This window comes from Paenibacillus pasadenensis DSM 19293 (genome assembly GCF_000422485.1).
Taxonomy (GTDB): domain Bacteria; phylum Bacillota; class Bacilli; order Paenibacillales; family Paenibacillaceae; genus Paenibacillus_O; species Paenibacillus_O pasadenensis.
This window is the reverse complement of record NZ_KE383850.1, coordinates 93,783-120,387: the sequence shown is the minus strand read 5'-3', so window position 1 is coordinate 120,387 and position 26,605 is coordinate 93,783. Positions and strand designations below refer to the sequence as shown.

The window sequence follows — 26,605 nt, the reverse complement described above, 5'->3', positions numbered from 1 at the left end:
GCAATAACGCAACCAATATGAAGATTCAGCCGAGTGGTTATTACGGTTATGGTAGCATATCCATGAAAGCAATTGCAACCGGACTTCCAGCAAAAAGGGAAAATTTTCTGACTTCGGCCGCCCTGTTCCTTCCTCTACGTCCAAGCCCAGAAAAAGCCGTCCCGGTCCCAGGCGATCCGCCCGCGATGGAGCTTGCGGAACGCCTTCTTGACCTCCTTCTCCAGCGAGACGTTGCCCGCCTCGTTGACGAACACGTACGCCTCGCCGTAGACGCCGCGCACATGCTCGATCGCTTCCTCCTGGCGCAGCATCCCCCTGTCGCGGATCGTCTCGACCATCCACTGCGCGATCTCGGCTTCCTTGCTCAGGCTTTTCTCAGCGGAGCCTTCCGTTCCTTCGCCCTGTCCCTCTGCAGTCGTGCCTTCCTCGACCTCAGCCGCAGCGCCGCCGCTGCCGGCGGCTTGCTCGTCCACAATCTCGCCTGCTTCAACCTTCTTGCTCTCGCTCATGCCGCATCCTCCCGCAGCGCGCTTGTCCGCTCCGCCTTTGCCGGGCAGCGGGACGCGCGCCGATTTCTTTCCTCCATCCTACACGAAATCGGCGCGGCTTGCTCGCATCGGAACCAAGCGCCGCCTACTCCAGCGTCACGTCGTCGATGTACACCGTGCCGCCGCCGGCCGCGTCGTACACCTGCAGGCCGATCGCCTGCAGGAACGACTTGTCGATCGGCTTGCCGTAGCTGTCCGGGCCGTCCAGGTCGATCTCGTACCACTGGTACTCGCTCGTCAGCGGCTTGCCGCCCGCCGCCGCCCACGACCAGCCGCCGCCATGCTTGAGGAACAGCTGCGCCGAAGCGCTGCCGCCCTCGATGCGGGCCCGCAGCCGCAGCTTGGACCCGCTGCTCAGATCGAGCGCGCCGACGCGGGCGATCTCGCCGTTTTTGCCGGCGGCCGGACTGGCGCCGATCGTCACGGCCAGCGCCTGGCCGCCGCCATCGGCAGCGAGCGCCGCCGCGCCGAGGCCGATGTCGTTGCCGCCGATGGCCCAGCCGCCGAGCGACTGCTCGAAGTCCTGCAGCACGCCTTTCGGCAGGCCGGCTCCGCCTTCGCCGCTCGGCACCGTGCCGGCAGCCGGATCGTTCAGCGCCCGGATGTCGTCGAAGTACATCGAGCTCGTCAGCCGGTTGCCGTCCGGCACCGCGTTCGTATAGATCGAGAAGGCGTTCACGCTCTTCAGGTTCAGCCTCGTCAGCGTGCCGGTCGCGCCGTTGGCCGGCTGAAAGTCGCGGAACGGAGCGACGATCAGCTGCGGCTCGGTGCCGGTCGTGTCCGGGTAGTACTCGTACGTCTTGCCGGAGGCGTTGATCTGCATGACGAGCTTCTGCCCCTTGCCGTCCGGCTCGTACCAGAACTGGAGCGCGTTGTAGTCGGACCAGTCGGCGCCGCCCATCGACTTGGTGATGCCCGCGTACCCGCTCGAGCCGAGCGTGTACGTGTACTTCAGGCCGTAGCCGCCGCCATGCTTGCGCGAGCTGTCCAGCGCCGCCGAGGCGCTGTCGCCGCCGGCATGGACGAACTTCGTCTGGAGCGCGGCATCCTGTCCCATGTAGCCCTCGAAGTCATCGACCGACGCCGGATCGAGCGAAGCGTCGACGAACGTGCTGTACAGCCCGATGCGGTCGATGTACACGCTGCCCGCGCCGGACAGGCCGCTGCCTGCCAGCGAGACGAACAGCTCCTGCGAGGCTTGCAGCTTGGCGAGATCGGTCAGGTCGAACTCCGGCGCGTAATGCGCGTAGACCTGCTGCCCGACCGTCACCGTCGGCAGCTCGCTCAAGCGGACCTGCGTCGTGCCCATGCCGTATTTCGCCTCGAAGTCGGGCGGCAGCATGCCGAACGCCTGGATCTTCGCCTCGTCGCCGCTCGCCGCCGCAAAATCCAGCGGGATGTACGCGTCCAGCTTGACGCGCCGCACCTGGCTCATGTCGGCCAAGCCGAGCTTGGCCGCGGCTCCGTTCAGCTGCAGCTTGATCTCCTGCCACGTCTCAGCCGGATCGAGCCCGCCGACGTCGAGCTTGAGCGCGCCTCCGCCGTTCCACTGCACCTGCTGCGCCTCGCCGACGTCGGCCTTCCAGCCGCCGCCGCTCGACGCTCCTTCCAGCCCTTCGTCGAACATGTACTCCCCGAGCGGCGCCTCCGGAATCTTGACGGCCACCGTCTTGGTCTCCTCCTGCAGCAATTCGCCGTCCGCGGCATACGCCCGCACCGTCACGGCCGCCGCCGTGCCGTTCAGCCGGCCGTCCAGCTGCCAGTCCGCCTCATAGAAGCCGGTCGCCGGATTGAGTACCAGCGGCTGCTCCTGCGTCATGCCGTCCGCCGTCATGACGACGCGGGCTCCCTCGGCGTTTTGCACGCGCACCCGCACCTTGAAGCTCGGCGTGCGGACGGACGCTTGGTTGGTCGGCGAAGCGACATGCACGAACGGCTTTTCCTCCGCCGCCTCGGTCTGACGCTCGTACGCCTGCCGCACCTCCCGCGCGAACAGCGTGTACGGCTCCTCGTAGAAGCGGATGAAGTCCGGCAGCATCTCGTTCGGCTCGCCCTCGGCGCGCGGATACGGGACGTAGGTCGACGTGTCGCCGAAGTTGGCCCAGGTGAGCATGTAGGCCATCCGCTTCGCATCGGGATCGGACTGCAGGGCGGCGGTCAGGCGGGTATAGAAGTCCGGCGTCGCGTTGCCCGAAGTCTTCATCTTCTGGTAGCCGAACTCGGTCAGCGCCGCGATCTTGCCCTTCGCGTCCGCGACGCGGGAGACGGTCGCCGCCTCGACGGCCACGCCGTCGAACCACGACTGGCCCTCGCCGTTGTAGTAGCTGTCGAAGCCGAGCAGATCGACGTAGTCGTCGCCCGGATACGTCTCCAGGTAGCGCGCCTCGTCCGTGCCGAAGCCGCCGCCCGGCGAGTAGGCGTACAGGAAGTTGCGCACGCCCTTGAGGTCGCGCAGGTACTCGACCGTGTAGCGGTAGATCTCCTTGTACTCCTCCTTGGTCGTGAACGCCGCGCCCCACCAGAACCAGCTGCCGCTCTGCTCGTGGAACGGACGGAAGACGACCGGAATCGGCTTGCCGCCGTCATCCTTCAGATGCAGCGCGAAGTCCGCGATGAGGTCGAGGAACTCGTTGTAGGCGCCATGGTTGCTGCCGCCCGGCAGGATCGTCGAGACGACGTTGCCGCGCAGGTCGTAGAAGTCGCCGCCGGTGACGAAGTTCGGCATATGCGAGCTCAGCGTCAGCACGCCTCCGCTTTCGTAGGCTTTTTTCATGACGGCAACGAGATTGTCGCGGCTCTGGATCGGATCGCCTTGGACGCCCGGCTTCTCATGGCCTTCCAGGCTGAGCGTGTCCCAGCCGAACACGGCCGGGTAGTCGCCGACGGCGTTTTTGGCGTCCGACTGCGTGCCGTCGCGCTCCGTGATGCTGAGGCCCTCGGTCGTCGCATGCTGCTGGCCGAACAGGATGCCCGTGCCGCGGATTTCGTTCAGATAGCTGAAAAGCGAGCGGGTCTCCGCCGTCGCCTGGCGGTCGACGAAGTCGATCGTCTGCGGCGATGCCGTCGGCGTCGCGGTCGGCGATGCCGTCGGGGTTGGCGTCGCGGTCTGCGCCGGCGTCGGCGTTGGCGTCGCGGTCGGCACGAAGGTCGGCGCGGCGGTCGGCCCCGGCGTCGCGCTCGGCGCCGCCGACGGCGCAGGCGAAGCGGCGCCGAGCGGCGCTAGCGCTCCGTCGGCCCAGCGGTACTCGCCGGCGGAGACGGCTTGGCCGTTCACCAGCGCTCCGCCCTGCGGCACGACGAGCCTGCCGATGCGGGCTTGGCCGCCGACAGTCAGCTCGGCTTGGCCGCTCAGCTCCAGCATCTCCACGCGCGCGTCGCCGGCCAGCTCGATGAGCGCCGAGCCCCGCACGGACAGCCGCTGGACCGTGCCGCCCGTCAGCACGAGCCGCACCTTGCCCTGCTTGCGCTCGACGACCGTCTCGCCCAGCGCCGAGTCCGTCACGCGGATGGAATGCTCGCCGCCGCCCGCGATTCGGGTCGTGCCCGCCACCTGCACGCGCTCGAGGCTGGCGTCGCCGTCCCCGATGCCCGGCGCGAGGTACAGGTTGCCGTCGATGGCCATATCCTTCAGCTTTACGCCGTCCGCGTTCACGATGGCATGGCCGTCCGCATCGGCGGCGCGCTCCGTGCCCGGCTTGCCCTCATAGGCCGCGACCAGACGGTCGAGCAGCTGAGCCGCTTCGGCCCGCGTCAGCGGCCCGGCAGGACGGAACGTGCCGTCCGGATAGCCGCCGAGCGCCGGCCGCAGCGCCTCGACCGCGTCCCGGGCATAGGCGCGGATGCTCGCGCTGTCCGAGAAGCCTGCCGTCCCGGCTCCGTCCGCCGCCTGCAGCCCGAAGGCGCGCGCCAGCAGCGCCGCCGCGTCCTGGCGACTGACGGCAGCTTCCGGCAGCGCCTTGTTCGCGCCGTCGCCCTGGTAATACCCGGCCTCACGCGCAGCGGCAAGCGCCTCGGCGTACCAGGCGGACGCCGACACGTCGCTGAAGGCGGCGGCGGAGCCATCCGCCGAATAGCCGAACAAGCGGTTGACGACCGCCGCGAGCTCGGCCCGGGTGATCGTCCTGGACGGCCGGAATTGTCCGTCCGGGTAGCCGCTCAGGATGCCCGCGTCCGCCCAGCGGGCGATCGCTTCCCGAGCCCAGTGTCCCTGCGTGTCCGCGGACGGGGCCGCTGCGGCTTGTCCGGCCGCCGTTGCCGCTGCGGACGGCGCGCCTCCCGCCGCTTCGGCAGCGGCGGCTCTTTCTCCCTGTCCGCCTGCGGCGGCAGCGGCGACAGGCGCGGCGGCCAGGGCAGCGGCTAGCGCTCCGGCAAGCCAAGTCGTCTTCTTTTTCATCTCATCCCTCCTGATTCTGACACCGCCCGAGAACAGACTGGAAGCGGTTACATATAAGAAAAGAATAAAGCACCGCTGCAGGAAGAAACAGGGCGCTCCTTGCGATTTATGGGATTGTATTGTCGCGTTTGTTAGCTTTCCGTTAGATCGCCGCCCGCTCAGACCGCAGCCCTCTTCGGCAGCCGCAAAGGAAGGCTCTCCCCCTCGGCCGATCCGGCGCGACGGCCGTCCCGGTCGAGCAGCGGGTAGTCGGAGAGCAGGCCCTCGTACACGACCTGCAGCTCGGGATGCTCCAGGAAATGATGCGGAGCGGTCAGCGCCGGCGGCTGGTCGAACAAGGCGATTCCGCTCCGCTCGAGCGCATCGGCGACGAACTGCGAGCAGAAGTAACGATCCTGCGGCTCGAAGCGCAGGTTCAGCACGAAGCCGAGCAGTCCGAGCAGGTTGTAGCCGTACCGGTCCACGGTCTGTTCGAAATAGCGGATGACGCCGCAGGCTCGCCGGAACTGCTCCTCCGTCGCTTCGAGCCGGAGCAGCACGCAAGCCGTCCTCGGGTACTCCAGGCACATGCCTGCCGCTTCCTCCCGGACGAATCCGGCCGCCAGAGGATGGGATTGATCCTTCCGTCCGAAGCTGTACATATGCCGCAGGCTCGGATCCAGCGCCAAGGAGGCGTGATTGCAGGGCGCTCCCGTATAGGCTTTGATCAGCCGCGTGAACAGCGTGCCGGTATCCGTGAGAAGGATGTACAGCCTTCTCCCTTGCTGCTCCTCGGGAATGCCCGTGCCCATGCCTCTTCGCCTCCTTGGCTCGATGGAAACAGATTACCATCGCGGACGGCGGCCCCGGAAGCGGCTGCAGCCGCAAGCCGGTCTGGACCCGAGACCAGTCTGCCATGCGGCCAGGGGCTTGGGCATTCGAAGGCGTCCCGCTCTGCAGGCAGAAGAAAGGAGGAACGAATCAAGTCGCTCCTCCTTTTTTCCCTCTTCGAGTAGAAGCTCGAAGCGGCCATGTATGTTGTTCTTCGTGAAATCGTATAAGATCCTTCTTGCTGATTTTCCGATACTGTTTATAACGCGAATGAGCGATTTTGAACGCCATATCGCGAGTGCGCCTTTCAATAGTCAGGATATACACGATTCGGAGCACATGCACGATCTCGTCCGTCACTCGATAGATGATTCGTATTCCAGCGTCGCGAAGCTTGATCTCTCTGCAGCCCGCAAGTTTCGTATGGGTAGAATTGCTCAGAACTTTGCCTACTTCATCGGCCCGACAAACAAGCTCGTCGATCGCAGCGTTGACAATAGCTAGAACAGAACCGTCCAGTCGGCCATATTCCTTTTCCGCATCCACATCCAGCCGAACATCGAAGCGATCTTCCAACGTCACGGAACGCTACCTCTCCCGCCTGACGTTTTTCCAGGACTTCGCGGACTCTGGATCCCGCTCTATGCGCTCCAGACGATGAAGGAGAGTACGCTCTTCCTCCTCCGCCTCCAACCGGCTCAAGCGATCATAAATATCCTCGAACAAAGAATAGCTGAGCAAGACCGTATCGACCGTTCCATTTTCCGTAATATACTGTGGAACTTGCTTCGCTTTCTTCCGCAGCTCACCGAATTTTTTGGAAGCTTCCGAAGAGGAGGTTAACTGATCCACCGTAAACGTCGGTTTCGCCAAAACCTTCACCACCATTCTCATCTTCTCCTTTGTCATAGTATTCCGTCAGATGCATCCAGTATACTATAAGTTCACCCAATAAGTTACGTAAAATCATACGGAGGCAAGCTTCATCTATCGGTGAAGCATGGCCTAGTCCCGCTCACCCCGCACCAAAAACGCCGGAATCCCGCTTGGTGCGGAATTCCGGCGCCTGCCGCCTTTTATTGATCCTTGAAGCGAACGATCGTCGTCTTGAACTCGATGCCCTGGCCGCCGTAGGAGGACGTCGTCATCATCAGCTGCTTGCCGGAAGGGCTCCAGCGGACGGCATCGCCCGCGAGGTCCCGCGTGCTGACGAGACTCGTCTGCTTGCCGGTCTCGGCCTCGGACATGAACAGCCCCTGATCCTCGACGCCCTCCGCGCTGAGCGAGTAGGCGAGCGTCTGGCCGTCCGGGGACCAGCTCGTGCCGAAGATCTGCGTGCCGGAGGCGAGCTCCTTCTGCTCGGCGCCGCCGGCATCGGACAGGACGAGCTTGACGCCGGCCTGTCCGGACCGCTTCACGAGGGCGAGGCGGCTGCCGTCCGGAGACGGAACGACCCAATCGATGCCCTCGGCCACGGCTTTTTTCTCCTTGGTCTCTTTGTCATAGGCAAACAGCGTCTGGTTCTCGCCCGCGATGTAATACCAGGTAGCACCCGATACGGCCAAGCCGCGGATGAACTTGTCCTTCTCCTTCACTACGACCGTCGCCTTGCCCTGGAGATCGACCTGCATGAGCTCTCCTTCGAGCGTCGGGAAAATCACGGTGCTGTCATCCGCCCATGCGCCTTCGGTGGCGGGGATGTGGATGTTGTCGAGCTCCGTCACCGCTCCCGTCTCGAGGTTCAGGATCCGGCCGAAGCCGGTCGCCTCCTCGGTCTTCTTGAAGAACAGATGCTTCTTGTCCGGCGACAGCGCGGCGAAGCCGGTATCCGACGGAGAAGCCTGCAGCGTCTCGAGCTCGCTTCCTTCCGCCACCGCGCGAATATACAGGTTGAAAGGCTGGCGCTGCTCGCCCTCCGTCGCGGTCGGCGGCTGCTCGGCGTTCGGAGCCATCGCGACGATGCGCTCCTCGTCCAGCCATTCCTGGCCGCGCACGCCCTCGAGCGTGCTGACCTTGTCGATCTCCAGTCCGGTGTCGTACACCGACTCCTGCTTGTTCTCGACGACGGTCACCTTGGAGCCCGGCTTCTCGACCGTCTCGCGGTCGGGAGCGTTGCCGGAGGCGCAGGCGACGGCGGACAGCAGAGCGGCGGTCGTCAGGACGGCGAGCGCCGAGCGGCGCATCTTGTTCGGGTTGGCTTTCATCATCATCGGTTCCCCCTTGCGGTTGTTGCTTTCAGCTTAACCGTAGGATGCGTCGGCGCGATGTCGAGGATGTTTCCGAGTTGTAAACAAATGCCTCACTCCCCGCTCCGCCCGTCCGCAAGCGGCAGCCGCAGCGTGAACCGCATGCCGCCGCCTGCGCGCCGGCCCGCCTCCACGGAGCCGCCCTCCTTGGCGGCCAGCTCGCGCACGAGCGGCAGGCCGAGGCCGGTGCCGCCCGTCTCGCGGCTGCGGTCGCGGCTCACCGTATAGAACGGCTCGAACACCCGCTCCAGCAGCTCCTCGGGGATGCCGATGCCTCCGTCTTCGACGTCGAGCACCGCCCAGCCGTCCTCGGCGCGGCTGCCGAGCCGGACGAAGCCGCCCGGCCGGTTGTACTTGATCGCGTTGTCGATCAGATTGACGAGCATATGCATGAGGCTCTCGCGGTCGCACCATGCCTGCGCGTCCCGCAGCTCAAGCTCCAGCCGCAGGCCGAACTTCTCCGCCTTGCCGCGCATGCGGCCGGCCACATCCTCCAGCAGCTCGCGGGCGTCGAGCCGCTCGGCCCGGGACTCGAACTCGTAGCGCTCGAGCGAGGACAGCTGGAGCGCCTTTTCGACCATGTCGTACAGACGGTCGGTCTCCTTGCCGATGTTGCGATGCGCCTCGCCCAGCAGCTCCGGGTCGTCCTTGTACATGCCGACGAGCTCGACATACGCCTTGATCGAGGTGAGCGGCGTCTTGAACTCATGGCTGATGCTGCCGATGAACTGCTTCTGCTGGCGCTCCAGCGCCTGCAGCTTGTCGACGGCGAGCTGCAGGTTGCGCCGCTCGCGCTCCATCGCGCCGATGCCGCTCTCGAGCTCCCGGCTCATGAAGGCGATGCCTTCGCCGAGCTCGCCCAGCTCGTCCCGCCGCCGCACCGGCGACGCTGCGATGAAATCCTGGCGGCGGATGCGGTCCGCCGCGCCCTTCAAGCGGACGACCGCGGACGCGATGCGGCTGAAGTACAGGTAGCCGAGCGCGAACGCCGCCGCCAGCACGCCGCCGCCGATGACGAGGAACAGCCGCCGGATCTCCTGGCGGAACTGCTCCGAGCCGCGCAGCGAATACTGCAGCTGCACCGCGCCGAGCTGTCCGTCCGGCCCTTCGAGCGGAGCGAGGTAGATCAGCGTCCCGTCCGATTCGGTGAAGGCGACTTTATTGTCCAGCGCGTAGCCGAGCAGCTCGCTCGCGGGCGAGCCGGCGGGCGGAGCGGCTCCCGTCCCGTCCTGCAGCGAGCTGCCTGCGACCGTGCCCCCCATGTCGTAAAGCGTCAGCGGCAAGCCGCCGTAAGCGTACAGCTCCTGCGCGAGCTGACGGCCGCTGCGCCGCAGGAATTCCTGCGGATCGCCTCCGGAGCCGGAGTAATACGCCTGGCGGATGCGCAGGTTCGCCATGCGGGTCTGCTGCGCCAGCTCCTGCTCCATGCGCGCCTGCTGGTTGTCCTGGATGCCGCGCTCGACGAGCAGGCTCAGCAGGCCGGCCGCGAGCAGCAGCAGCGCCGCGAGGAACAGCGTCAGCCGCAGCCTCAGGCCGAGCCGCATTAGTCCGAGCCTCCGGCCGCGGAGGGCGACGCCTTGTAGCCGATGCCGTAGACGGTCTGCAGCGCCGCCTGCCAGGGCTCGCCAAGCTTTTTGCGCAGCCGCTGGATATGGATGTCCACCGTGCGCGTGCCGCCGGCGTAATCCATGCCCCAGACGAGATCGAGCAGCTCCTCGCGCGTGTACACGCGCTCCGGATGATGCAGCAGCGCGGCGAGCAGATCGAACTCCTTGGGCGTCAGATCGAGCTGACGGCCGTCCGCATAGGCGGCGCGCCGCTCGGGCAGCACCCGCAGGCCGCCCTCCGCAGCGGCCTCCTGCGCCGCCTCGGGGATGCGCTCGAGCCGGCGCGCCAGCGCCTTGACGCGCGCGAGCAGCTCGCGGATCTCGAACGGCTTGGTCATGTAGTCGTCCGCGCCGAGCTCCAGGCCGACGACCTTGTCGACGATATCGTTCTTGACGGTCAGCAGGATGATGCCGATGTCCTCGCGTCCGTCCAGGCGGCGGCACACCTCGTAGCCGTTCAGCTTGGGCATCATCACGTCGAGCACGACGACGCGCGGACGGAAGCTCTCGACCTTGGCGAGCGCCTCTTCCCCGTCCTGCGCCGTCTGCACCTCGTAGCCCTCCCGCCCGAGGGCGTAGGCCACGGCGGAGGCGATGCTTTTCTCGTCGTCGACGACGAGCACGCGCGTCTGCATCGGGCATTCACGCTCCCTTCTGCTACAAGTATACCCGACTCGACCCGGTTGAAAAGGGACGCCCGGCGCCGAAAGGTGAAACCATCCGGCCCTGCGGGGAGTAAAGGAGAGGAACGACACCGCGAAAGGATGATGAACCGATGAAGCAAAACCACCGGCTCCGCCTTCCCGCGCGAGCCGTATCTCTCGGCCGCCGGCGGCTGCTGGCGCTGCTGCTCGCGCCCGCCCTGCTGGCCGGCTGCTCGCTGCCGGGCAGCGTCGACGAAGCGCTCGGCGGCGTGAACGATTCCCTGACGTATGTGAATGAAGCGACCACCTATATCAACGAAGCGAACCAGTTTTCCAACGAGCTGCCCGGCCTGGCCCAGCAGGCGCTGACCGATCCGGACGCGCTGGCGAGCCTGGAGACGGAGCTCGGCGCCATGAAGGCGGACATCGCCGCCTTCAACGGCTTGACCGCGCCGGAGTTCGCCTCGGCGATCGACGCCAAGCTCGAGCAGTACAACGGCGTGCTGAGCGGACAGATCGACGGCCTGCTGCAGGCGGTGAACAGCGGCCAGCTGACCGCGCAGGCGATCGAGCAGTCGCAGATCGGCCAGACGCTGTCGCAAATTACCGCCATCCTGGACCAGGTCCAGCGGCTGGGCGGCTGAATTCTGCTTAGATAAAAAACACCCTCTAGCAATTAAAAAATGCCAGAGGGTGTTTTTTTGAATTCTCAGGAGGGCGCGCTGCGCTTCCAGAACCGCCGCGCCGCCAGGCTTCAGGAATCGTTCGCATCGGATGAGGAGGGAGTCGGGCTCGTGGAACATTCGGAAACCGGCATCTGCAAGAGCAGTGAACCGATGCTTATGCCGGACCCATCCTCCGTTCCATCACGAATCGACCAGCTTCCGCATCAGCGTGGTTTCAGCCGCTCACATAATAAGGCGCCATGAACAGATACACGATGACGCCGGTGAAGCTGACGTACAGCCAGATCGGCATCGCCCAGCGCACGATGCGCTTATGCTTCTTTACCTGCATCGTCCAGCCCCAGACGAGCGAGAACAGCGCGAGCGGCACGATGACCGCAGCCAGGAAGCTGTGCGTGATGAGGATCGTGAAGTAGATCGGCCGCACGATGCCTTCGCCGCCGAACTTCGCCGTCTCGGGCGACAGGTAGTGGAACGTCAGGTACGTGACCAGGAACAGCAGCGTCGACGAGAACGCCGCCAGGATGAAGCCCTTGTGGAGCTTGATGTTCTTGCGCAGGATCGACACCAGCGCGGCCACGAGGAAGATGAACGTGAAGCTGTTCAGGATGGCGTTGATCCGCGGCAGGACGGTGATGTCCCAGCCGACGCTGCCTTTGTAGCCGATCGGCCCGAAGAACAGCGCCAGAATGATGACGTTCGCCACCAAGGAAATGCCGATGATCCAGGTCGTGAAATTGCGGCCGGATGTCGGCTGGATGGAATTCGGAGACTCGTTCAAGGCGGATGGTCCTCCTTCTCGCATTGCCTGTTGATACTCTTCATTATAGGCAACGGCATGTCCTTCATGTGTGACAACACGTTGAATCTTGCCTATCTCGGCCGCCGCGGCGTCTCGCCGAAGCCGTCCGAAGCTCAGCCGGCCGTCATCGCCCAGCTGTCCATCGATTCGAAGCTTGAGCCGGCGGAGGCGTATGCGGCGAGCAGGCCGAGCTGCGACTCCAGCAGCTGACGGCTCTTGCGGGGGAGGCCGTGCAGCCGCGGCAGCTCCTCGGCCAGCTCTCCCAGCGCCAGATCGACCTCCCACCCTCCGTCCTGAAGGCCGCTTGCCGGAAGCGTCGCCTCCTCGTCCACGCTCCAACCGGCGCTGTGCGCGATTCGCCGGATGTCCGCCGGCGCGAGCAGCGTGCGGACGTTGGCCTCGCTGTCCGTTTTGAAGCACTCGGCCTGCGCCTGCACGAGCACGGCGAGCAGATGCGGCAGCTGCCCGATCCGGCCGATGCGCGGGTCCCACTCGGCGAAGCAGAGCCGGCGGCCCCAGCGCCGCGCGCGGGCGAGCAGCCGCTCCAGCTGCTCCGGCGACTGCAGGTACCAGGAGCTGTGCGAGAAGACGATCTCGTCATAGGCATTTTCTCCGAAATCCACGTCGTCCTGCAGCACGTCGAGGCCGAACTCCATCCGCACCGGACCGCCGATCCGGGACTGCTGCAGCCTTGCCGCCGCTTCGCCGACGGTCATCGGCGCTCCGTATCCGGGCGGCGCGATGTCGACCCCGCGCACGAGGCCGGACGGACCGACCCGGCAAGCGAGCACCGCGGTCGTGTCTCCTTGCCCGCATCCGATCTCCAGCACGCGAGCGCCTTGCCGGATGCCCCAGAACTCCGCCAGCCTCATGCGATGCGCGGTCTGGACCCGCTGCACCTCGGCCATCCTGCCCTCCAGCCCAAGGCTGTCCAGGATCGTTTCCAGCATGTCGTCCATTCCTTGTCCTCCTCGTCTCCGTTGCTGCCGCTGCATTTCCCCCAGCTTATCCTTTCCCGGTCCCCGACGCAATTCCCCGCGATTTCACCCCCTATTTCGTTGATTTCTCACCGTTCAGCGCCGAGCCGCCATCCGGTACAATGAAGGACAGGATCGAGGAGTCCGCGCCGACGGGGACAGCCGCGCGGCAGCGGAAGGCATAGGGGGCAACGTCAATGAAGACGACATGGACATGGATCGGCGAGCTCGGCGAGGTGGAAGCCGGACTGCGCGAGCTGGCGGACGAGCTGAAGCTGAAGATCGAGCTCGGCGAGGAAGGCAAGGCGGGAGGAGCCGAGGCGATCGGACGCGGGGAAAACATGGCTGGAGGAGCCGAGGCGATCGGACGCAGCGAGGCCGCGGACGATCGAGCGGCACGGGAAGCCGGCGGCCACAGTCGCGGCGACGGAACGACGGAGGCCGAGCGGGCCGTGACGGTCCGCGTCGAGCGGGGCGGCGAAGGGCTGGCGGCCGGCTATGCGGACGGACGGGCGTGGATTCGTTATGAGCGCAAGCATCAGTTTTTCCGCGCGTTCTCGCTGCTGCTGGAAAAAGGCGTCGACGGCCCGGCCTGGGAGCTGGCCGAGCAGCAGCGGATCGGGACGGTCGGACCGATGTTCGACCTGTCGCGCAACGGCGTGCTTACGCTCGACGCCTGGCGCAGCCTGCTGCGCCGCATGGCGCTCATGGGGCTGAACAGCGTCATGCTGTATATGGAGGACACGTACGAGATTCCGGGCGAGCCGTACTTCGGCTACATGCGCGGGCGCTACAGCGCGGAGGAGCTGCGGGCGATCGACGATTACGCGGATCTGTTCGGCATCGAGGCGTTCCCGAGCATCCAGACGCTCGCCCATCTGGAGGAGTTCCTCAAGTGGGAGCCGGTCAAAGGCTACAAGGACACCAAGGGCGCGCTGCTCGCCCAGGACGATCGCGTCCTGGAGCTGGTCGAGCGGATGATCGAGCGGGCGACGGCGCCGTTCCGCAGCCGCAAGATCCACATCGGCATGGACGAGGCGGAGGAGGTCGGGCGCGGCAAGCATCTGGACCTGCACGGCTTCGACGGCCGCTTCCCGATCATCGCGGGGCATCTGCAGGCCGTGCTGGACATCGTGCGCCGCCGCGGCCTGTCGCCGATGATGTGGAGCGACATGTTCCTCAAGCTCGCTTCCGCGAACGGGGAGGAGCATTTCGACCGGAACACGGTCATTCCCGAGGAGATGGCCCGCCAGATCCCGTCCGACGTCGACATGGTGTACTGGGACTACAACCACTTCGAGCCCGAGCACTACGAGGCGCAGCTCGGCAAGCACCGTCCGCTCGGCTGCCGCGTCGTGTTCGCGGGCGGCGTCTGGGTGTTCAACACGTTCGGCGTCAACTACGGCCTGTCGCTGGCGGCGACGGAAGCGGCGCTGCTCGCCTGCAAGGCCGAGGGAGTCGACGAGGTGTATGCGACGATGTGGGGCGACGACGGCATGGAGAGCAACCCGTTCATCGCGCTGCTCGGCCTGCAATACTACGCGGAGCAGGCGTACTGCGACGGCAGGCCGGAGTGGAGCCGGGTCGAGGCCCGGACGCTGGCCTGCACGGGCACCGAGGCGGCGGCGTTCCTGCTGCTGAACGGCCTCGACGAGACGCCGGGCGCGGAGCCGGGCAACCGCAAGCAGACGAACCCGTCCAAGTTTCTGCTGTACCAGGACGTGCTGCTCGGCCTGTTCGACCGCCAGATCGCCGGCCTGGAGCTGGATGCGCATTATGCGGAGCTGGAAGCGGAGATCGCCGCGTCGCGGCGGCCGGGCGCGGCGCTCGATCCGCTGTTCGAGGTGCCGGAGCGGCTATGCGGGGTGCTGCGCTGGAAAAGCCAGGCCGGCCTCCGGCTCAAGGCCGCCTACGACGCGGACGACCGCGCGGAGCTGGAGCGGCTCGCGTCGGAGCTGCTGCCGCGCATCGCCGAGGCGGTGCGGGCGCTGCGCGAGGCGCATCGCCGCCAGTGGCTGTCGATGTTCAAGCCGTTCGGCTGGGAGGTGCTCGACATCCGCTACGGCGGCGTGCTGACGCGCCTCGACACGGCGGCGCTGCGCCTGCGCGACTACCTGGACGGCCGCGCGGCGCGGCTCGAGGAGCTGGAGCAGGAGCGGCTCCCGTACAGCACCGTGAACCTGGAGCAGGGCGGCAGCCTCGGCTGGTGCAGCTACTACTACCGCATGGCCAGCCCGAACGTGTTCTACCACGTGCAGAATCCTTTCTGACGCGCATGGCGGAGGCACGCTCGCCGCGCTGACGGCGGATGCCGCGCATGGCGGCGGACGCGTATGACGGCGGACGCTCACACGAATGTCGCGCATGGCGGCGGACGCGCGCACGAATGCCGCGCATGGCGAGACTTGCCCGCAGCGCGTTGGTCCGCCCTAACCGTTTGCGACGATGCAAAAGCCCGTTCCTGCCTCGACGGCGGGGAACGGGCTTTTGCATCGCACATCTCCTCGCTAACGACGGCTGAGATGCTTAGAAGCCCCTTTTCCACGCCTCCAGAAAGCTAACGACGCGTCAGACGCTTACAGCAGCCAACAGCCTCTTTTTTGTCGGCAGTTCCGTCCCTTTGGCACCGCTAAGCCCACCACGCGTCGTTAAAATTCCTGGCCGCCCGATTTCGGCCTTCTAACGATCTGATTCGTCGCCAGACCCTCGGCAAGGGAGCGTTCCGACAGTCCGTACAGCCGATAGCGCAGCTTTCCGCTGACGATGCTCAGATAGCCTCCGTCGACCATCTTCCCGAGCAGCTTCCGAGTATGGGATTCGGATGTCCTCAGATGGCTGGACAGCTCCATCGCAGAGAAAGGCACCATCTGCCGAAACGCGAACCTCAGAATCTCCGCTTCTTGCCAGTCCAGCTCCCGGGATACGCTCATCGCCACAAATCGGCCGACGAAGGCGAGCACCAGCTGCTGGCAGCGCTTCGGCTCCTCCAGAATCGACGGATAGGCGACCGGGAGGACCACCCAGCTGTCTATCGCGAGATAGCTATGTCTCCAGCTCAAGTCCTTGAAACGACGCACGTCCAGATCCCGGGCGTGAGGACCGTACCCCTGGATCTCGAACGCGCCTCTTCCGCCGGCCGGGGGCAAGTAAGCCAGATCGATGTAGCGGCAGCCTCCCCCCATGTCGCGGACTTCCCACTCCGGGTGCAGGTGCTGGAACCCTCCGATGGCCGGGAACCATGCTCTGCGCAGAAACTCTACCGTGCCGTGCCCCAGTCCTTCTGCCAGCCGCTCCCTGCGGCGGACATTCTCCTCCCGTTCCACCACCTCCTCCAGCCATGCCGTATACGCTTGCTTGAAGTCTGCCACGCTCGTCTCCTCCTCGCCAGGTGCCGTTAAAAAAAGCGAACGCCGCCCCGCGCGCTCCCGAAGACGGGAACGAGCAGAGGCGGCGTGTGCTTCACGGCCTGGTCTGTGCTATAGATTTATCATATAGCTAGATTATAACGGGGTGGCGCGCGGCTTGGCAAGCGGCTGCCGCATCATGCGGCAGCGTCCCCGCTTCGCTCGGCAACGTCCCCGCTTCGCTCGGCAGCGTCCCCGCTTCGCTCGGCAGCGTCCCCGCTTCGCTCGGCAGCGTCCCGCTTTGCTCGGCAGCGTCACCGCTTCGCTCGGCAGCGTCGGTTGGCGGCTTGGCGAGCCGTACGGCCAGCCCGATCACGCTCGCCATCCTTTTGAGCCCGCGGCCGGCCCGCTACCAGCGGATGCTGCGCACGGCGGCGGCGAGCTCGCGCCGGCGCTCCGGAGCTTCGCCGGTCCACCGCTCCAGCTCGTCCAGCAGCGCGGAGCGGTTGGCAAAGCCCTTGGCCAGCCCGTTCAGCCGGCAAGCCAGCCGGGAGCTTTCCGCCTCCGCTTCGGACGGGAACAGGCCGAGCAGCTTTGTCCAGGCATCGGGGTAGCGCTTGAGGGAATGCTTCTGATGGCGCTCCTCCGCGGGGAAGAACCGCCCCAGCTCCCTGACCTCCGTATCCGGCTCCGGCAGTCCCGCCAAGCGCCGCTCCTCCAGCCAGCCCTCGATCGCCGCGAGCTGCTCCGGCTCGCTCCAATGAACGATGGACTGGTACTGGCGGCCCTTGTAGCCGTTCGTATTGGCCGGATCGTGATGCTCCCGGAACAGCCGCAGCAGCTCCTCGTACGAAACGGCCGCCGCGTCATAACGGACGAGCACCGTCTCCGAATGGTCTCCCATCTCGCGGTACGTCGGCGCCTCCGAGGAGCCGCCGGCATAGCCGGTCTGCGTGGCGAGCACGCCTTCCTGCGCGCCGAACAGCGCCTCGGGACTCCAGAAGCATCCCATCGAGAACGCCGCCGTTCTTTCCTTTCGCCCTGCCGCTGCCTTCGCCTCGGTTCCATTCATGCGCCTATCCGCTCCTTCCGCGCGCCGCGTCGCTTCTTCTTCATTATGCCCCGCCCGGCGGCCGCCTCCAAACGGCGGCGGCGGCGCTACGCAAACGGATTATAAAAGCGCGAGCCGTCCTCGAACGTCAGCCAGAACGACGCCGCCGCGAGCAGGACGACGAAGGCGATCGCCGCGATATCGGCGGCGCGCAGCGGCCGCGCGCTGTACCAGGTGCGCTTCGGCCCTTGGCCGAAGCCGCGCAGCTCCATCGCGGCGCTGACCGTCTCGATCCGCTGCACGCTCGTCAGGATGAGCGGCAGCAGGATGCCGACCATATGGCGCACTCGTTTGACCAGCTTCTCCTTGCGGGAGATGTCGAGGCCGCGCGCCTGCGCCGCGAAGCGGATGTTCTGGAAATCGCGCTGGATGTCGGGGATGTAGCGCATCGCGATCGACACCGAGCAGGCGATCCGGTAGCTGACGCCGACCCGGTTCAGCGACGAGGCGAACTCGCCGGGATCGGTCGTCAGGATGAACAGCAGCGCCATCGGGATGACGGCCAGGTACTTGAGCGCCACGTTGAGCTGGTAGAACAGCTGCTCCTCCGTCACCCACCAGCGGCCGACCAGGTGCAGCAGGTCGTGCCGGGTCCCGTAGATGCGGACGCCCTCCAGCGGCGAGAACAGGAAGATCGCGACATGGTTCATCAGGAAGAAGACGAGGATGAGCGCAAGCACGAACGAGAAGTCCCGGAAGCGGACGCGCGAGACGCGGAAGGCGATCAGGCCGAGCGCGAGCAGCACGAGCAGCACCCGGGTGTCGTAGGTGATCATGGCGGTGACGGACCAGACGGCGAAAACGACCAGCTTGGCCGCGCCCGTCAGCCGGTGGATCGGCGAGTCTTGTCCCGTATAGGCGATCAGCTTGGCCTTCATCGTCCTCTCCCCTCCCGGTCGCGGCGGATGAACCGCCCGACGAATTCCGCCGGCGCCCCGATGCCCGCGCGCTCGGCGAGCCGCTGCAGCGACGTCTCGCGCAGGCTCGCCCGGCGCACGAGCTCCGCATCAGTCAGGATCGTCGCGGGAGGCGCGTCCGCCAGCACCCGGCCGTCTCCGATGACGACGGTGCGCTCGGCGTACTCCATCATCAGATGCATGTCATGCGTGATGACGAGGATGCTTTTCCCCCGTTCCTTGAGCTGCAGCACGAACTCCATCATCTCGTTGTAATGGCGGTAGTCCTGCCCGGCCGTCGGCTCGTCCAGCAGCAGGATGTCGGGATCCAGCACGAGGATGGAGGCGATCGTCACCCGCTTCTTCTGGCCGTAGCTGAGCGCCGAGACCGGCCAGCTGCGGAAGGGATGGAGGCCGCAGATGCGCAGCGTCTCCAGCACCCGCTCCCGCGCCTCGTCCTCGGGCACGCCGCGCAGCCGCAGGCCGAGCGCGACCTCGTCGTAGAGCAGCGTCTTGGACAGCATGTGGTTCGGGTTCTGCATGACGAATCCGATCCGCTCCGAGCGTTCCTTGATCGTGTCGCCCGCCAGGTCGCGCCCCCGGTGGAGGATGCGCCCGGACGTCGGCCGGTAAAAGCCGCAGATGAGCCGCGCCAGCGTCGACTTGCCCGCTCCGTTATGCCCCGCGACGGCCAGCAGCTCGCCCTCGCCGAGCTGCAGCGACAGCCCGCTCAGCACCGCCGGTCCCTCGTCGTCATAGGCGAACTGCACGTCCTCCAGCTCCAGCACGGGCGAGCGGCGAGGCGGAGGCGGGTCGGACGGCGCCGCCTCATGCCAGTCGCGCAGCGGCTCGCGGATGCTGGCGAGCTCCAGCCGCTCGAGGCTCTCCGGATGCAGCTCCGGCGAGATCGCGCAGCCCGCATGCCGCAGCGCGGTCACATACAGCGGCTCGCGCAAGCCCGTCTCGGCCAGCAGCGGCGAGCTGAGCAGCTCCGCCGGCGGCAGGTCGGCCACGATCCGGCCGTCGGCGAAAACGACGATGCGGTCGACCGGGCGATGGAGCACCTCCTCCAGCCGATGCTCGACGATGACGATCGTCTTGCCCGTCTCGCGGTGGATGGCGTCGATCCGCTCCACCGCCTGCCGTCCGGCCTCGGGATCGAGGCTGGCCAGCGGCTCGTCGAACAGCAGCACCGGCGTGTCGCTGACGAGCACGCCCGCCATCGAGACGCGCTGCTTCTGGCCGCCCGACAGCGTCTGCGGCGAAGCGCCCAGATGCGCCTCCATGCCGACGGCGCGCGCGGCCCGCTCCACGCGCTCCCGCATCTCCGTCTGCGGCACGGCGCGGTTTTCCAGCTCGAAGGCGATGTCCTCGCCGACCGTCATGCCGACGAACTGCCCGTCGGAATCCTGCAGCACCGTGCCGATCAGCCTCGACAGCTCGAGGATGCCGAGTCCGGCCAGCTCCCGGCCGCAGACGCGCGCCCGGCCCGTCATCTCGCCGGAATGCACATGCGGCGCGAGGCCGTTCAGGCAGTGGGCGAGCGTGCTTTTGCCCGAGCCGGACGGACCGACGATGAGCACCTTCTCGCCGGCGGCGATCGTCAGGGTGATGTCATGCAGCGTCGGCTCCTGCTGGCTGCGGTACTGGAAGCCGAAGCCGTCCAGCTCGATGACCGGCGGCCCGTTGTCGGCGCGGGCTCCGGCAGCGCGGCCCGCCGCTGCCGGCGGCGCGGCCAGGCCGATGCCGCCCGCATGCGGAGCCGTCTCGTCCATGCGTTCGTTCATGATGATGTCCTCCTCTGAAAAAGCAGCGGAGCCGGCGCAGCGCGCCGGCCCCAAGCTTGTCTCGATTGATCTCGTGCCTGCAGGGCAATTACAGCTCGCGCGTCAGGCTGCCTTTTTTGGTGCGGGTCTTGGCGTAGGCCGCCAGCAGCAGCGAGCCGAGGACCGCGACCGTCACGATGTTGGACAGGCCGGCGACGAGCCCTTGCGTGAACACCTTGTTCACCGGTTCGGCGTAGATGACGATGTCCAGCACCGGCGCTACGACGAACCAGGCGGCCGCGTTCGCGATGATCTGGTACAGGTTGAAGCGGATCAGGTCTTTTTTGCCGAACTCCCCGTCCCGCACGTCGATCTTGCGCGCCGCCAGGCCGATGATCAGGCCGACCACCGCCGAGGCGATGATCCAGCTGAACCACGGGCCGAATGAAATCGCGTCCTTGATCGTGTGGCCGATGAGGCCGATCAGCAGGCCCGCGAGCGGTCCGTACAGCACCGCGAACAGCGCCAGCAGGGCGTAGGTCGTCTCGATGTTCGTGTCCGGTATGCCGGACGGAATCGAGCCGAACCTTCCCAGCACGACGAACAGCGCCGCGCCGATGCCGATGGCGACGACCTGCTCCACCGGCGAAGCTTTTCTTGCCATGATTGAATTCCTCCCCCGAATGATCCCCATGTAGCGTTGATGTAAGCAGATTATATATCGGAATAGTCGGGTATACAACGGGCAGTTGAAAATATCGCTTTATTTCGTCACCGCCACCGCTTGAACCGCGCTTCCGTCCGCCGGTACGACGATGGAAGCGACCTTTCTCTCGTTCCCGCTGTAGGGACCGGCCGAGCCGGAGACGACGAGATCATAGCGGCCCGGCGGAAGATGCAGCCGGCACTTCCCGTAGTGGACGGACAGCGAGAGCAGCAGGCTGCCCTGCGCGTCATAGAGCCCGCCGTAGCCGGACCAGAGGTCGGCGCGCTCTGCTTCCACGGAGACCGACACGTTGAACGCAGGCAGCCGCAGCTGGGATGGCACGGCCTTGCCCGCTGAAAGAGCGATCGTCTGATCGCTCAGCAGCCACGCTGCCGGACCGCTCGTGACGTTGCGCAGCCGATAAGCCCCGTCCGCCCGATCCACATATGCAGCAGGGCCGTTCCAATACAGCGGGAACTCCGGCTGCGCGTCCAGGCCGAGCAGATAGCTTCCATAAATCAGCGCGTTTCCTTGGTCGTCCAGGAAGGACAGCTCGGGAATCGCTGGCTTGGCTTGACTTGGGCGGAGCCACTTCGACAGGCCCTGCATGCGAGCCGTGCCTGCGGCGCTTCCCCGGTTCCCGACGGAGCGCTCGGGATCGGCTCCGCTCGCCAGCAGCAGCTGCGTCGCTTCGAAGCTTCCGCCAAACACCGCTTGGGCAAGCGGCGAGCCTACGTTCGGGTCGGCGCCATGCTGCAGCAGCAGCCGGACGAGCTCCGGGTCGATCTCGAAGAAGACGTCCTTGCCGTCGACGGTATAAGCGCCGCCCGAGCTCGCGATTTCCAGGAGGGAGCGTCCTGACACCGGCTCGATCGTGTTCGGATCCAGGCCATGCTCCAGCAGCAGCCGCAGCAGGCCGCTCTTGCCCGCTCTCTGAGACGGCTCGAGGAAGTCGGCGGCAAGCTGCGGATCGAACGTCGACCCGGCGGCGAGCAGAGCTTCGACCGCATCCATCCGAGCGAGGCGGATCGCCACATCCAGAGCCGTCGAGTCGCCGTAGCCATGTCCGCGCGCCAGCGGATCGGCTCCGCGCCGCAGCATCTCCTTGACCGTGGCCGCCTCTCCATCTCTGGCCGCATGAAACATCCGTTCCTCGAATTCCATCGCCTGGTAAGGGCTGTAGGAAAACGTCAGCTTTCCTGTCGCTTTCTCATAGGCGCTTTGATCCATTCCCAGCGTCTTCGCGGCCATGAGGACCGGAATATAGAGCGCGCCTTGGATCAGCTTCGGCGAATAGGGCAGTCGGACCGACTGGCCGTTCGCGACCGCTTTAGGCGATCCGACCGCTCCGTTTACCTGGATCGCCCCTTTTTTCAGCGTGATGGCGCCTTTCGAGAAGACCAGGCTGGCGCCGGCTCCTTTGGCGAACGCTTTGGCGGGCAGCATCATCTGGCCCGACAGCCAGATCGGCTCGATCTTGAGCTCGAAGCCGAGGGACGGCTTCGAACCATCGGCATGAGCCTGGGCTGCGGAAGCGGCCGGCAGCGAAGGATGGAGCGGGCATGCGGCTGCCAGCAGCAGCGCCGCGGCGCCCGCAAGCAGCAGCTTGCGGGCAGGAGGCAAGCAAAGGCGGGGCATCTTAGGCATGGACGGGACTCCTCGTCTGGTTCGATCTACCCATGGTTGTATCATGGCTGTCCGGCGTCTGTCTACGGCGGAATCGACTTTCGCGAATACGCGAAAAAGAAGCGGGGCTTGGCCCCGCTCCAGTCTGCCGCTCGGCGCAGGCGCATCCGCCCGCCGATCGTCGCTGCCGCCTCCGCAGACCTGCTTCCTCAGCCCTGCTTCCTCAGCCCTGCGCCTGATCCGGCCGCTTTCGCAGCCTATGCCTCCGCCGGCGTCCTCGCATCCACCGCTGCCCCCGCATTCGTCCGCACTTCCGCACGTCGGGCGGCGGCGTAACGGGTTTCCGGAACCGGCAAGCCGAGGTTGCCGCGAAGCGTATCCGCCTCATACTCGTGGCGGAACAGGCCGCGCGCCTGCAGGATCGGCACGACATGGTCGATGAAGTCCTCCAACGCCCGCGGCACGCTCGCGCCGATCATGAAGCCATCCGCCGCGTCCGCCTCAAACCACGCCTGTACGCGGTCCGCGACCTGCTCCGGCGTGCCGATGAACGGCGTCCGCGGCGTCGCCACCTGCAGCGCCGCCTCGCGCAGCGTCAGTCCCTGCTCGCGGGCCGTCGCCTTGATGCGGTCGGTCGTGCTGCGGAAGCTGTTCTGCCCGAGCTCCCCGAGATCCGGGAACGGAGCGTCAAGCTCGTACTGCGAGAAGTCATGATGCTCGAAGAAGCGGCCCAGATAAAGCAGCGCGTCCTCGGCCGAGACGAGCTCCGCCGTCTCGCGGTACTTGCGCTCGGCCTCCTCCTCCGTAGAGCCGACGATCGGCCCGATGCCCGGAAAGACGAGCAGGTCGTCCGGATTCCGGCCGAACGAGGCCGCGCGCCTTTTGACGTCCGCATAAAAAGCAGCCGCCTCCTCCAACGTATCGTGGCCGGCGAAAATCGCATCCGCCTCCCGAGCCGCGTAGTCCCGCCCGACCTCCGAGGCTCCCGCCTGGAACAGCACGGGATGCCCCTGCGGCGAGCGCGAGATGTTCAGCGGCCCCTTGACGGAGAAGAACTCGCCCTCGTGGTTCAGCTCATGCAGCCGGCTGCGGTCGAAGTAGATGCCCCGCTCCTTGTCTCGCGGAAACGCATCGTCCTCCCACGAGTCCCACAACCCGCGCACGACGTCCAGATGCTCCTTGGCGATGCGGTACCGCTCGTCATGCTGCGGATGCCGCTTCGGCCCGAAGTTGAGCGCCGAGCCCTCGAGCGGCGAGGTGACGATGTTCCAGCCGGCGCGGCCGCCGCTGATCTTGTCGAGCGAGCCGAACTGCCGGGCGACCGTGAACGGCTCGCTGTACGACGTCGAGAGCGTGCCGACGAGGCCGATCCGCTCGCTGGCGGCGGCGAGCGCGCTCAAAATCGTGATCGGCTCGAAGCGGTCGAGGAAGTGCGGAATCGACTTTTCGTTGATGTACAGACCGTCGGCGACGAACACGAGGTCGAACCGGCCCTCCTCCGCCTTGCGCGTCCACTCCCGGTACAGCTTGAAGTTCGTGCTCGCATCCGCCTGGATATCAGGATGCCTCCATAGCGACGTGCTGCTGCCGACGCCGTGGAGCATCGCTCCCAGGCGCAGCTGTTTGCGCTTGCCCATCTCGAATTCCCCCTTGTTTTCCGCGTTCAGCGCACGGCTTCCACGGCCCGCCTTATGCGGGCGATCTGCGCCAGATGCGTGCCGACATGCCGGACGAAGCCGTCCACGATGCCTCGCAGGTCGATCGGGTCGCCTTTGAACGTAATGCCCCGCTTGGCCAGCTCCCCCGCATCCAGCCGCTCCAGCAGCCGGGCGTTCGCCCGCAGCAGCGCCGCGAACGCCGCCAGATGCTCCGCTGCCTCCTCCTCGTTGCCATGCTGGCCCGACACCCAGCGGTCCTGATCGAAGCGCGGCAGCCCGGCCTCCGTATCGGCGAGGATGTCGCGGATGCGGAACGACACGACGATGCTGTGGTCGGCCAGATGGGCCAGAACCTCCGTCACGCTCCACTTGCCGGGAGCCTCCTTTTCCTTCAGCTGCCGCTCGTCCAGTCCCTCGATGGCCTGCGCCAGCTGCTCATGCGTCTGGCGAAAGGCTTGCAGATCGATCGCGCTCATGCGCTTCTCCTCCTCCATGCTTCGACTCTCCGCTTTCTTCGGTCCCCGTCCCATCCCCCTCTGCCGCGAACCGCCGCAGCGCCCGCTCGGCCAGCTCGGCCAGCAGCCGCGCCGCCGGCAGCAGCGCCCGCTCGTCGACGTCGAAGCGGGGATGATGCCACTCCTGCGGCCCGTTCGTCCCCAGGAACACGAACAGGCCCGGGACCTCGCGCTGGTAGAACGCGAAGTCCTCGCCCGCCAGCGATGGCGAGGGCTCGACCGGCTCCAGGCCGGCCGCCGCGGCCGCCTCGCGTCCCAGCTCCGCCAGCGACGGATCGTTCAGCACCGGCGGCGGACCTTGCACCCAGCGCAGCGTCGCCTCCGTTCCGAGCGCCGAGGCGACGCCGACGACGATCGCCTCGAAGCGCTCCAGCACGCGCCGGCGCACCGCCTCGTCGAACGTGCGGATCGTGCCCTCCAGCACCGCCAGGTCGGGAATGATGTTCCATGACGTGCCGCTATGGAGCTTCGTCACGCTGACGACGACGCTGTCCAGCGGACCGACGCTGCGGCTCGCGATCGTCTGCAGCGCCGTCACGACATGCGCCGCCGCCGCGATCGGATCGAGGCCCGCTTCCGGCACGGCCGCATGCGCGGCGCGGCCCCTCACCTCGACGACGAAGCCGTCGGCGGCGGCCATGAGCGGGCCGGCCTTGATGCCGGCAGCGCCGACCGGCAAGTCGGGCTTGTTGTGCAGCCCGAACACGGCGCGCGCGCCGTCGAGAGCGCCGGCGGCGATCAGCTCGCGGGCGCCGCTCGCCTTTTCCTCCGCCGGCTGGAACAGCAGCCGCACCGTGCCGGGAAGCTCGCCCGCCCGGCGCTGCAACAGAAGCGCGGCTCCGACGAGGGCCGCCGCGTGGAAGTCATGCCCGCATGCATGCATGACGCCCGGCGCCAGCGAGGCGAACGGCAGCCCTGTCTCCTCCTGGATCGGCAGCGCGTCGATATCCGCGCGCAGCGCCACGACCGGACCCGGCCCGCCGATCTCGGCGATCAGGCCAGTGCGGAGCCCGTAGCGGCCGAGCGGGCGAATGCCCGCCTCCTCCAGCCAGGCCTGCAGGCGGCGCGTCGTCTCCCGCTCCTCGCGGGACAGCTCCGGATGGCGGTGCAGCTCCCGCCGGACGGCGACGAGCCGCGCCTCCAGCTCCTGGTCCGTCCCGCTCACGCCGGCTCTCCGGCGGCCGCCCCGGCTTCCAGCCCCGCTGCCGCTTCGACCCCCAATCCTGCATCCGCCCCGGCTTCCAGCCCCGCCGCCGGCTCCGCAACCAGCTCCGCCAGCAGCTCGAACGAGCGCAGCCGCGCGGAGAAGTCCGGCACGTTCGTGACCACGATGAACTCCGCCGCCCCGGTCGCTGCCTGCAGCGACCGCAGCTTGCGTCCCACCGTCTCCTTGGAGCCGGCGTAGACGATCGCTTCCTTCTCCTCGATCCGGTACTCGAGGCCGGACTGGCGGCCGAACTCCTCGGCCTGCTCCCGCGTCCCGAGCGTCACCGTGCGCCCGTCCTGCAGATGCGTCTTGACGACCTTCTGCGGCGTCAGCTGCGCCTCGGCCGCCGCGTCCGTATCGGCAGCGACCGCCGCGACGGCGACGATCAGCTCCGGCTGCCGCCCGGAGGAGGCGTCGAAGCTTTCGCGGTACGCCTGCGCCGCTCGTATTGCCAATTCCTCGTCTGCGCCGATGAACAGCGAGAATACATAAGGCAAGCCGAGCTTCCCGGCCGAGCGGGCGCTTTCCTCGCTCGCCCCGAGCACATGCAGCAGCGGCGGCTGCGCCGGTGCCGGCGCGGCGCGCAGGCCCGCCAGCGGATGCGGCTCGGCGAGCGGACGGCCGCCGAGGTAGCCGCTCAGCTCCTCAAGCTTGCCTTCGAGCGGCCCGCCCGCGCTGCCCGCTCCCTGCCGCAGCGCCTGCGTGCTGCGGGGCAGCCCGCCGGGCGCGCGGCCGACGCCGAGATCGACGCGGCCCGGCGCCAGCGCCGCCAGCACGTGGAACGTCTCCGCTACCTTGTACGGACTGTAATGCTGCAGCATGACGCCGCCCGAGCCGATGCGGATGCGCTCCGTGCGGGCCAGCAGGTAGCCGATGAGCGCTTCCGGCGACGAGCCGGCGAGCTGCTCGCTGTCATGATGCTCGGCGACCCAGAAGCGCCGCAGCCCGAGCTCCTCGGCGCGGCGCGCCAGCCGCACGGTATGGGCCAGCGCCTGCTCCGGCGTCTCGCCGGGATGGATCGGACTCTGGTCAAGCACGCTGATGGACAACGAAGACATGGCGG

The 26,605-nt window shown here is 66.9% G+C and carries 23 protein-coding genes; 2 read left to right on the top strand and 21 right to left on the bottom strand.

Going from position 1 to position 26,605, the window contains the following annotated elements:
• Positions 1 to 134 precede the first annotated feature (134 nt).
• The 8 genes from H582_RS0116225 to H582_RS0116190 form a co-directional block, all read right to left on the bottom strand.
• Positions 135 to 368 (bottom strand): DUF6953 family protein, encoded by a 234-nt coding sequence (locus H582_RS0116225; protein ID WP_028599354.1) that lies wholly within the window; start codon positions 366 to 368, stop codon positions 135 to 137.
• 265 nt (positions 369 to 633) lie between these two features.
• Positions 634 to 4,941: a glycosyl hydrolase gene (locus H582_RS28040; RefSeq protein WP_052333343.1), complete on the bottom strand. Its 4,308-nt coding sequence runs from the start codon at positions 4,939 to 4,941 to the stop codon at positions 634 to 636.
• Between the two features lie 158 nt (positions 4,942 to 5,099).
• Positions 5,100 to 5,732 (bottom strand): hypothetical protein, encoded by a 633-nt coding sequence (locus H582_RS28035; RefSeq protein ID WP_174817674.1) that lies wholly within the window; start codon positions 5,730 to 5,732, stop codon positions 5,100 to 5,102.
• A 169-nt stretch (positions 5,733 to 5,901) separates the two neighbouring features.
• Positions 5,902 to 6,333: a type II toxin-antitoxin system RelE family toxin gene (locus H582_RS31110; protein ID WP_084137371.1), complete on the bottom strand. Its 432-nt coding sequence runs from the start codon at positions 6,331 to 6,333 to the stop codon at positions 5,902 to 5,904.
• Positions 6,334 to 6,339: 6 nt separating this feature from the next.
• A complete protein-coding gene (locus H582_RS0116205) occupies positions 6,340 to 6,639 on the bottom strand; it encodes a type II toxin-antitoxin system Phd/YefM family antitoxin (RefSeq protein WP_028599352.1) in 300 nt (99 codons plus the stop codon).
• A 188-nt stretch (positions 6,640 to 6,827) separates the two neighbouring features.
• Positions 6,828 to 7,961: a TolB-like translocation protein gene (locus tag H582_RS28030; RefSeq protein ID WP_127464379.1), complete on the bottom strand. Its 1,134-nt coding sequence runs from the start codon at positions 7,959 to 7,961 to the stop codon at positions 6,828 to 6,830.
• An 89-nt stretch (positions 7,962 to 8,050) separates the two neighbouring features.
• Positions 8,051 to 9,541 (bottom strand): sensor histidine kinase, encoded by a 1,491-nt coding sequence (locus H582_RS28025; protein ID WP_043111466.1) that lies wholly within the window; start codon positions 9,539 to 9,541, stop codon positions 8,051 to 8,053.
• Complete coding sequence (locus tag H582_RS0116190; protein WP_028599351.1) at positions 9,541 to 10,239, bottom strand: response regulator transcription factor; 699 nt, start codon at positions 10,237 to 10,239, stop codon at positions 9,541 to 9,543. Before H582_RS0116190 ends, H582_RS28025 begins: the two co-directional genes overlap by 1 nt.
• 140 nt (positions 10,240 to 10,379) lie before the next feature.
• Between H582_RS0116190 and H582_RS0116185 the strand changes: the two genes are divergently transcribed.
• Complete coding sequence (locus tag H582_RS0116185; RefSeq protein ID WP_052333341.1) at positions 10,380 to 10,892, top strand: DUF6376 family protein; 513 nt, start codon at positions 10,380 to 10,382, stop codon at positions 10,890 to 10,892.
• Positions 10,893 to 11,148: 256 nt separating this feature from the next.
• Here H582_RS0116185 and H582_RS0116180 read toward each other — a convergent pair whose 3' ends face one another.
• Positions 11,149 to 11,715 (bottom strand): DUF420 domain-containing protein, encoded by a 567-nt coding sequence (locus H582_RS0116180; RefSeq protein ID WP_028599349.1) that lies wholly within the window; start codon positions 11,713 to 11,715, stop codon positions 11,149 to 11,151.
• Positions 11,716 to 11,849: 134 nt separating this feature from the next.
• Complete coding sequence (locus H582_RS0116175; RefSeq protein ID WP_028599348.1) at positions 11,850 to 12,695, bottom strand: class I SAM-dependent methyltransferase; 846 nt, start codon at positions 12,693 to 12,695, stop codon at positions 11,850 to 11,852.
• Between the two features lie 215 nt (positions 12,696 to 12,910).
• On the opposite strand from H582_RS0116175, the gene H582_RS28020 reads away from it, so the two are divergent.
• Positions 12,911 to 14,983 carry a beta-N-acetylhexosaminidase gene (locus H582_RS28020; RefSeq protein ID WP_052333340.1) on the top strand — a complete coding sequence of 691 codons (2,073 nt, stop codon included), beginning with the start codon at positions 12,911 to 12,913 and terminating at the stop codon, positions 14,981 to 14,983.
• A gap of 378 nt (positions 14,984 to 15,361) precedes the next feature.
• On the opposite strand, the gene H582_RS28015 is transcribed toward H582_RS28020, so the two are convergent.
• From H582_RS28015 to H582_RS28005, 11 genes are all read right to left on the bottom strand, one after another.
• Positions 15,362 to 16,081: a transcriptional regulator gene (locus H582_RS28015; RefSeq protein WP_240479036.1), complete on the bottom strand. Its 720-nt coding sequence runs from the start codon at positions 16,079 to 16,081 to the stop codon at positions 15,362 to 15,364.
• A 127-nt stretch (positions 16,082 to 16,208) separates the two neighbouring features.
• Entirely contained in the window at positions 16,209 to 16,433 is a 225-nt protein-coding gene (locus H582_RS0116160) for a hypothetical protein (RefSeq protein WP_028599347.1), read from the bottom strand.
• Between the two features lie 33 nt (positions 16,434 to 16,466).
• The gene (locus H582_RS0116155; protein ID WP_028599346.1) at positions 16,467 to 17,129 is read right to left on the bottom strand and encodes a peptide-methionine (S)-S-oxide reductase MsrA; all 663 of its coding nucleotides are present in this window, start codon (positions 17,127 to 17,129) and stop codon (positions 16,467 to 16,469) included.
• 86 nt (positions 17,130 to 17,215) lie between these two features.
• Positions 17,216 to 18,046 carry an energy-coupling factor transporter transmembrane component T family protein gene (locus H582_RS0116150; protein ID WP_028599345.1) on the bottom strand — a complete coding sequence of 277 codons (831 nt, stop codon included), beginning with the start codon at positions 18,044 to 18,046 and terminating at the stop codon, positions 17,216 to 17,218.
• On the bottom strand, positions 18,043 to 19,851 hold the full coding sequence (locus H582_RS0116145; RefSeq protein WP_240479035.1) for an ABC transporter ATP-binding protein: 1,809 nt from the start codon (positions 19,849 to 19,851) through the stop codon (positions 18,043 to 18,045). The genes H582_RS0116150 and H582_RS0116145 overlap by 4 nt, the downstream gene beginning before the upstream one ends.
• 88 nt (positions 19,852 to 19,939) lie before the next feature.
• Positions 19,940 to 20,494 (bottom strand): ECF-type riboflavin transporter substrate-binding protein, encoded by a 555-nt coding sequence (locus tag H582_RS0116140; protein ID WP_028599343.1) that lies wholly within the window; start codon positions 20,492 to 20,494, stop codon positions 19,940 to 19,942.
• Between the two features lie 99 nt (positions 20,495 to 20,593).
• Complete coding sequence (locus H582_RS0116135; protein ID WP_164820115.1) at positions 20,594 to 22,183, bottom strand: stalk domain-containing protein; 1,590 nt, start codon at positions 22,181 to 22,183, stop codon at positions 20,594 to 20,596.
• 236 nt (positions 22,184 to 22,419) lie between these two features.
• On the bottom strand, positions 22,420 to 23,799 hold the full coding sequence (locus H582_RS0116130; protein WP_028599341.1) for an LLM class flavin-dependent oxidoreductase: 1,380 nt from the start codon (positions 23,797 to 23,799) through the stop codon (positions 22,420 to 22,422).
• A gap of 26 nt (positions 23,800 to 23,825) precedes the next feature.
• Positions 23,826 to 24,296: a DinB family protein gene (locus tag H582_RS0116125; protein WP_028599340.1), complete on the bottom strand. Its 471-nt coding sequence runs from the start codon at positions 24,294 to 24,296 to the stop codon at positions 23,826 to 23,828.
• Positions 24,256 to 25,500, bottom strand: a complete 1,245-nt coding sequence (locus H582_RS28010) for an amidohydrolase (RefSeq protein WP_101808385.1) — start codon at positions 25,498 to 25,500, stop codon at positions 24,256 to 24,258. The genes H582_RS0116125 and H582_RS28010 overlap by 41 nt, the downstream gene beginning before the upstream one ends.
• Positions 25,497 to 26,600, bottom strand: coding sequence for an MsnO8 family LLM class oxidoreductase (locus tag H582_RS28005; protein ID WP_052333339.1), 1,104 nt, complete (start codon positions 26,598 to 26,600; stop codon positions 25,497 to 25,499). Before H582_RS28005 ends, H582_RS28010 begins: the two co-directional genes overlap by 4 nt.
• Between the last annotated feature and the right edge of the window lie 5 nt (positions 26,601 to 26,605).

Coding starts and splice junctions, on each gene's coding strand:
- H582_RS28040 (WP_052333343.1), bottom strand. CDS start 4,941: ATGAAAAAGAAGACGACTTGGCTTGCCGGAGCGCTAGCCGCTGCCCTG.
- H582_RS28035 (WP_174817674.1), bottom strand. CDS start 5,732: ATGGGCACGGGCATTCCCGAGGAGCAGCAAGGGAGAAGGCTGTACATC.
- H582_RS0116205 (WP_028599352.1), bottom strand. CDS start 6,639: ATGGTGGTGAAGGTTTTGGCGAAACCGACGTTTACGGTGGATCAGTTA.
- H582_RS28030 (WP_127464379.1), bottom strand. CDS start 7,961: ATGATGATGAAAGCCAACCCGAACAAGATGCGCCGCTCGGCGCTCGCC.
- H582_RS28025 (WP_043111466.1), bottom strand. CDS start 9,541: ATGCGGCTCGGCCTGAGGCTGCGGCTGACGCTGTTCCTCGCGGCGCTG.
- H582_RS0116190 (WP_028599351.1), bottom strand. CDS start 10,239: ATGCAGACGCGCGTGCTCGTCGTCGACGACGAGAAAAGCATCGCCTCC.
- H582_RS0116185 (WP_052333341.1), top strand. CDS start 10,380: ATGAAGCAAAACCACCGGCTCCGCCTTCCCGCGCGAGCCGTATCTCTC.
- H582_RS0116175 (WP_028599348.1), bottom strand. CDS start 12,695: ATGGACGACATGCTGGAAACGATCCTGGACAGCCTTGGGCTGGAGGGC.
- H582_RS28020 (WP_052333340.1), top strand. CDS start 12,911: ATGAAGACGACATGGACATGGATCGGCGAGCTCGGCGAGGTGGAAGCC.
- H582_RS0116155 (WP_028599346.1), bottom strand. CDS start 17,129: ATGAATGGAACCGAGGCGAAGGCAGCGGCAGGGCGAAAGGAAAGAACG.
- H582_RS0116150 (WP_028599345.1), bottom strand. CDS start 18,046: ATGAAGGCCAAGCTGATCGCCTATACGGGACAAGACTCGCCGATCCAC.
- H582_RS0116145 (WP_240479035.1), bottom strand. CDS start 19,851: ATGAACGAACGCATGGACGAGACGGCTCCGCATGCGGGCGGCATCGGC.
- H582_RS0116140 (WP_028599343.1), bottom strand. CDS start 20,494: ATGGCAAGAAAAGCTTCGCCGGTGGAGCAGGTCGTCGCCATCGGCATC.
- H582_RS0116135 (WP_164820115.1), bottom strand. CDS start 22,183: ATGCCTAAGATGCCCCGCCTTTGCTTGCCTCCTGCCCGCAAGCTGCTG.
- H582_RS0116130 (WP_028599341.1), bottom strand. CDS start 23,799: ATGGGCAAGCGCAAACAGCTGCGCCTGGGAGCGATGCTCCACGGCGTC.
- H582_RS0116125 (WP_028599340.1), bottom strand. CDS start 24,296: ATGAGCGCGATCGATCTGCAAGCCTTTCGCCAGACGCATGAGCAGCTG.
- H582_RS28005 (WP_052333339.1), bottom strand. CDS start 26,600: ATGTCTTCGTTGTCCATCAGCGTGCTTGACCAGAGTCCGATCCATCCC.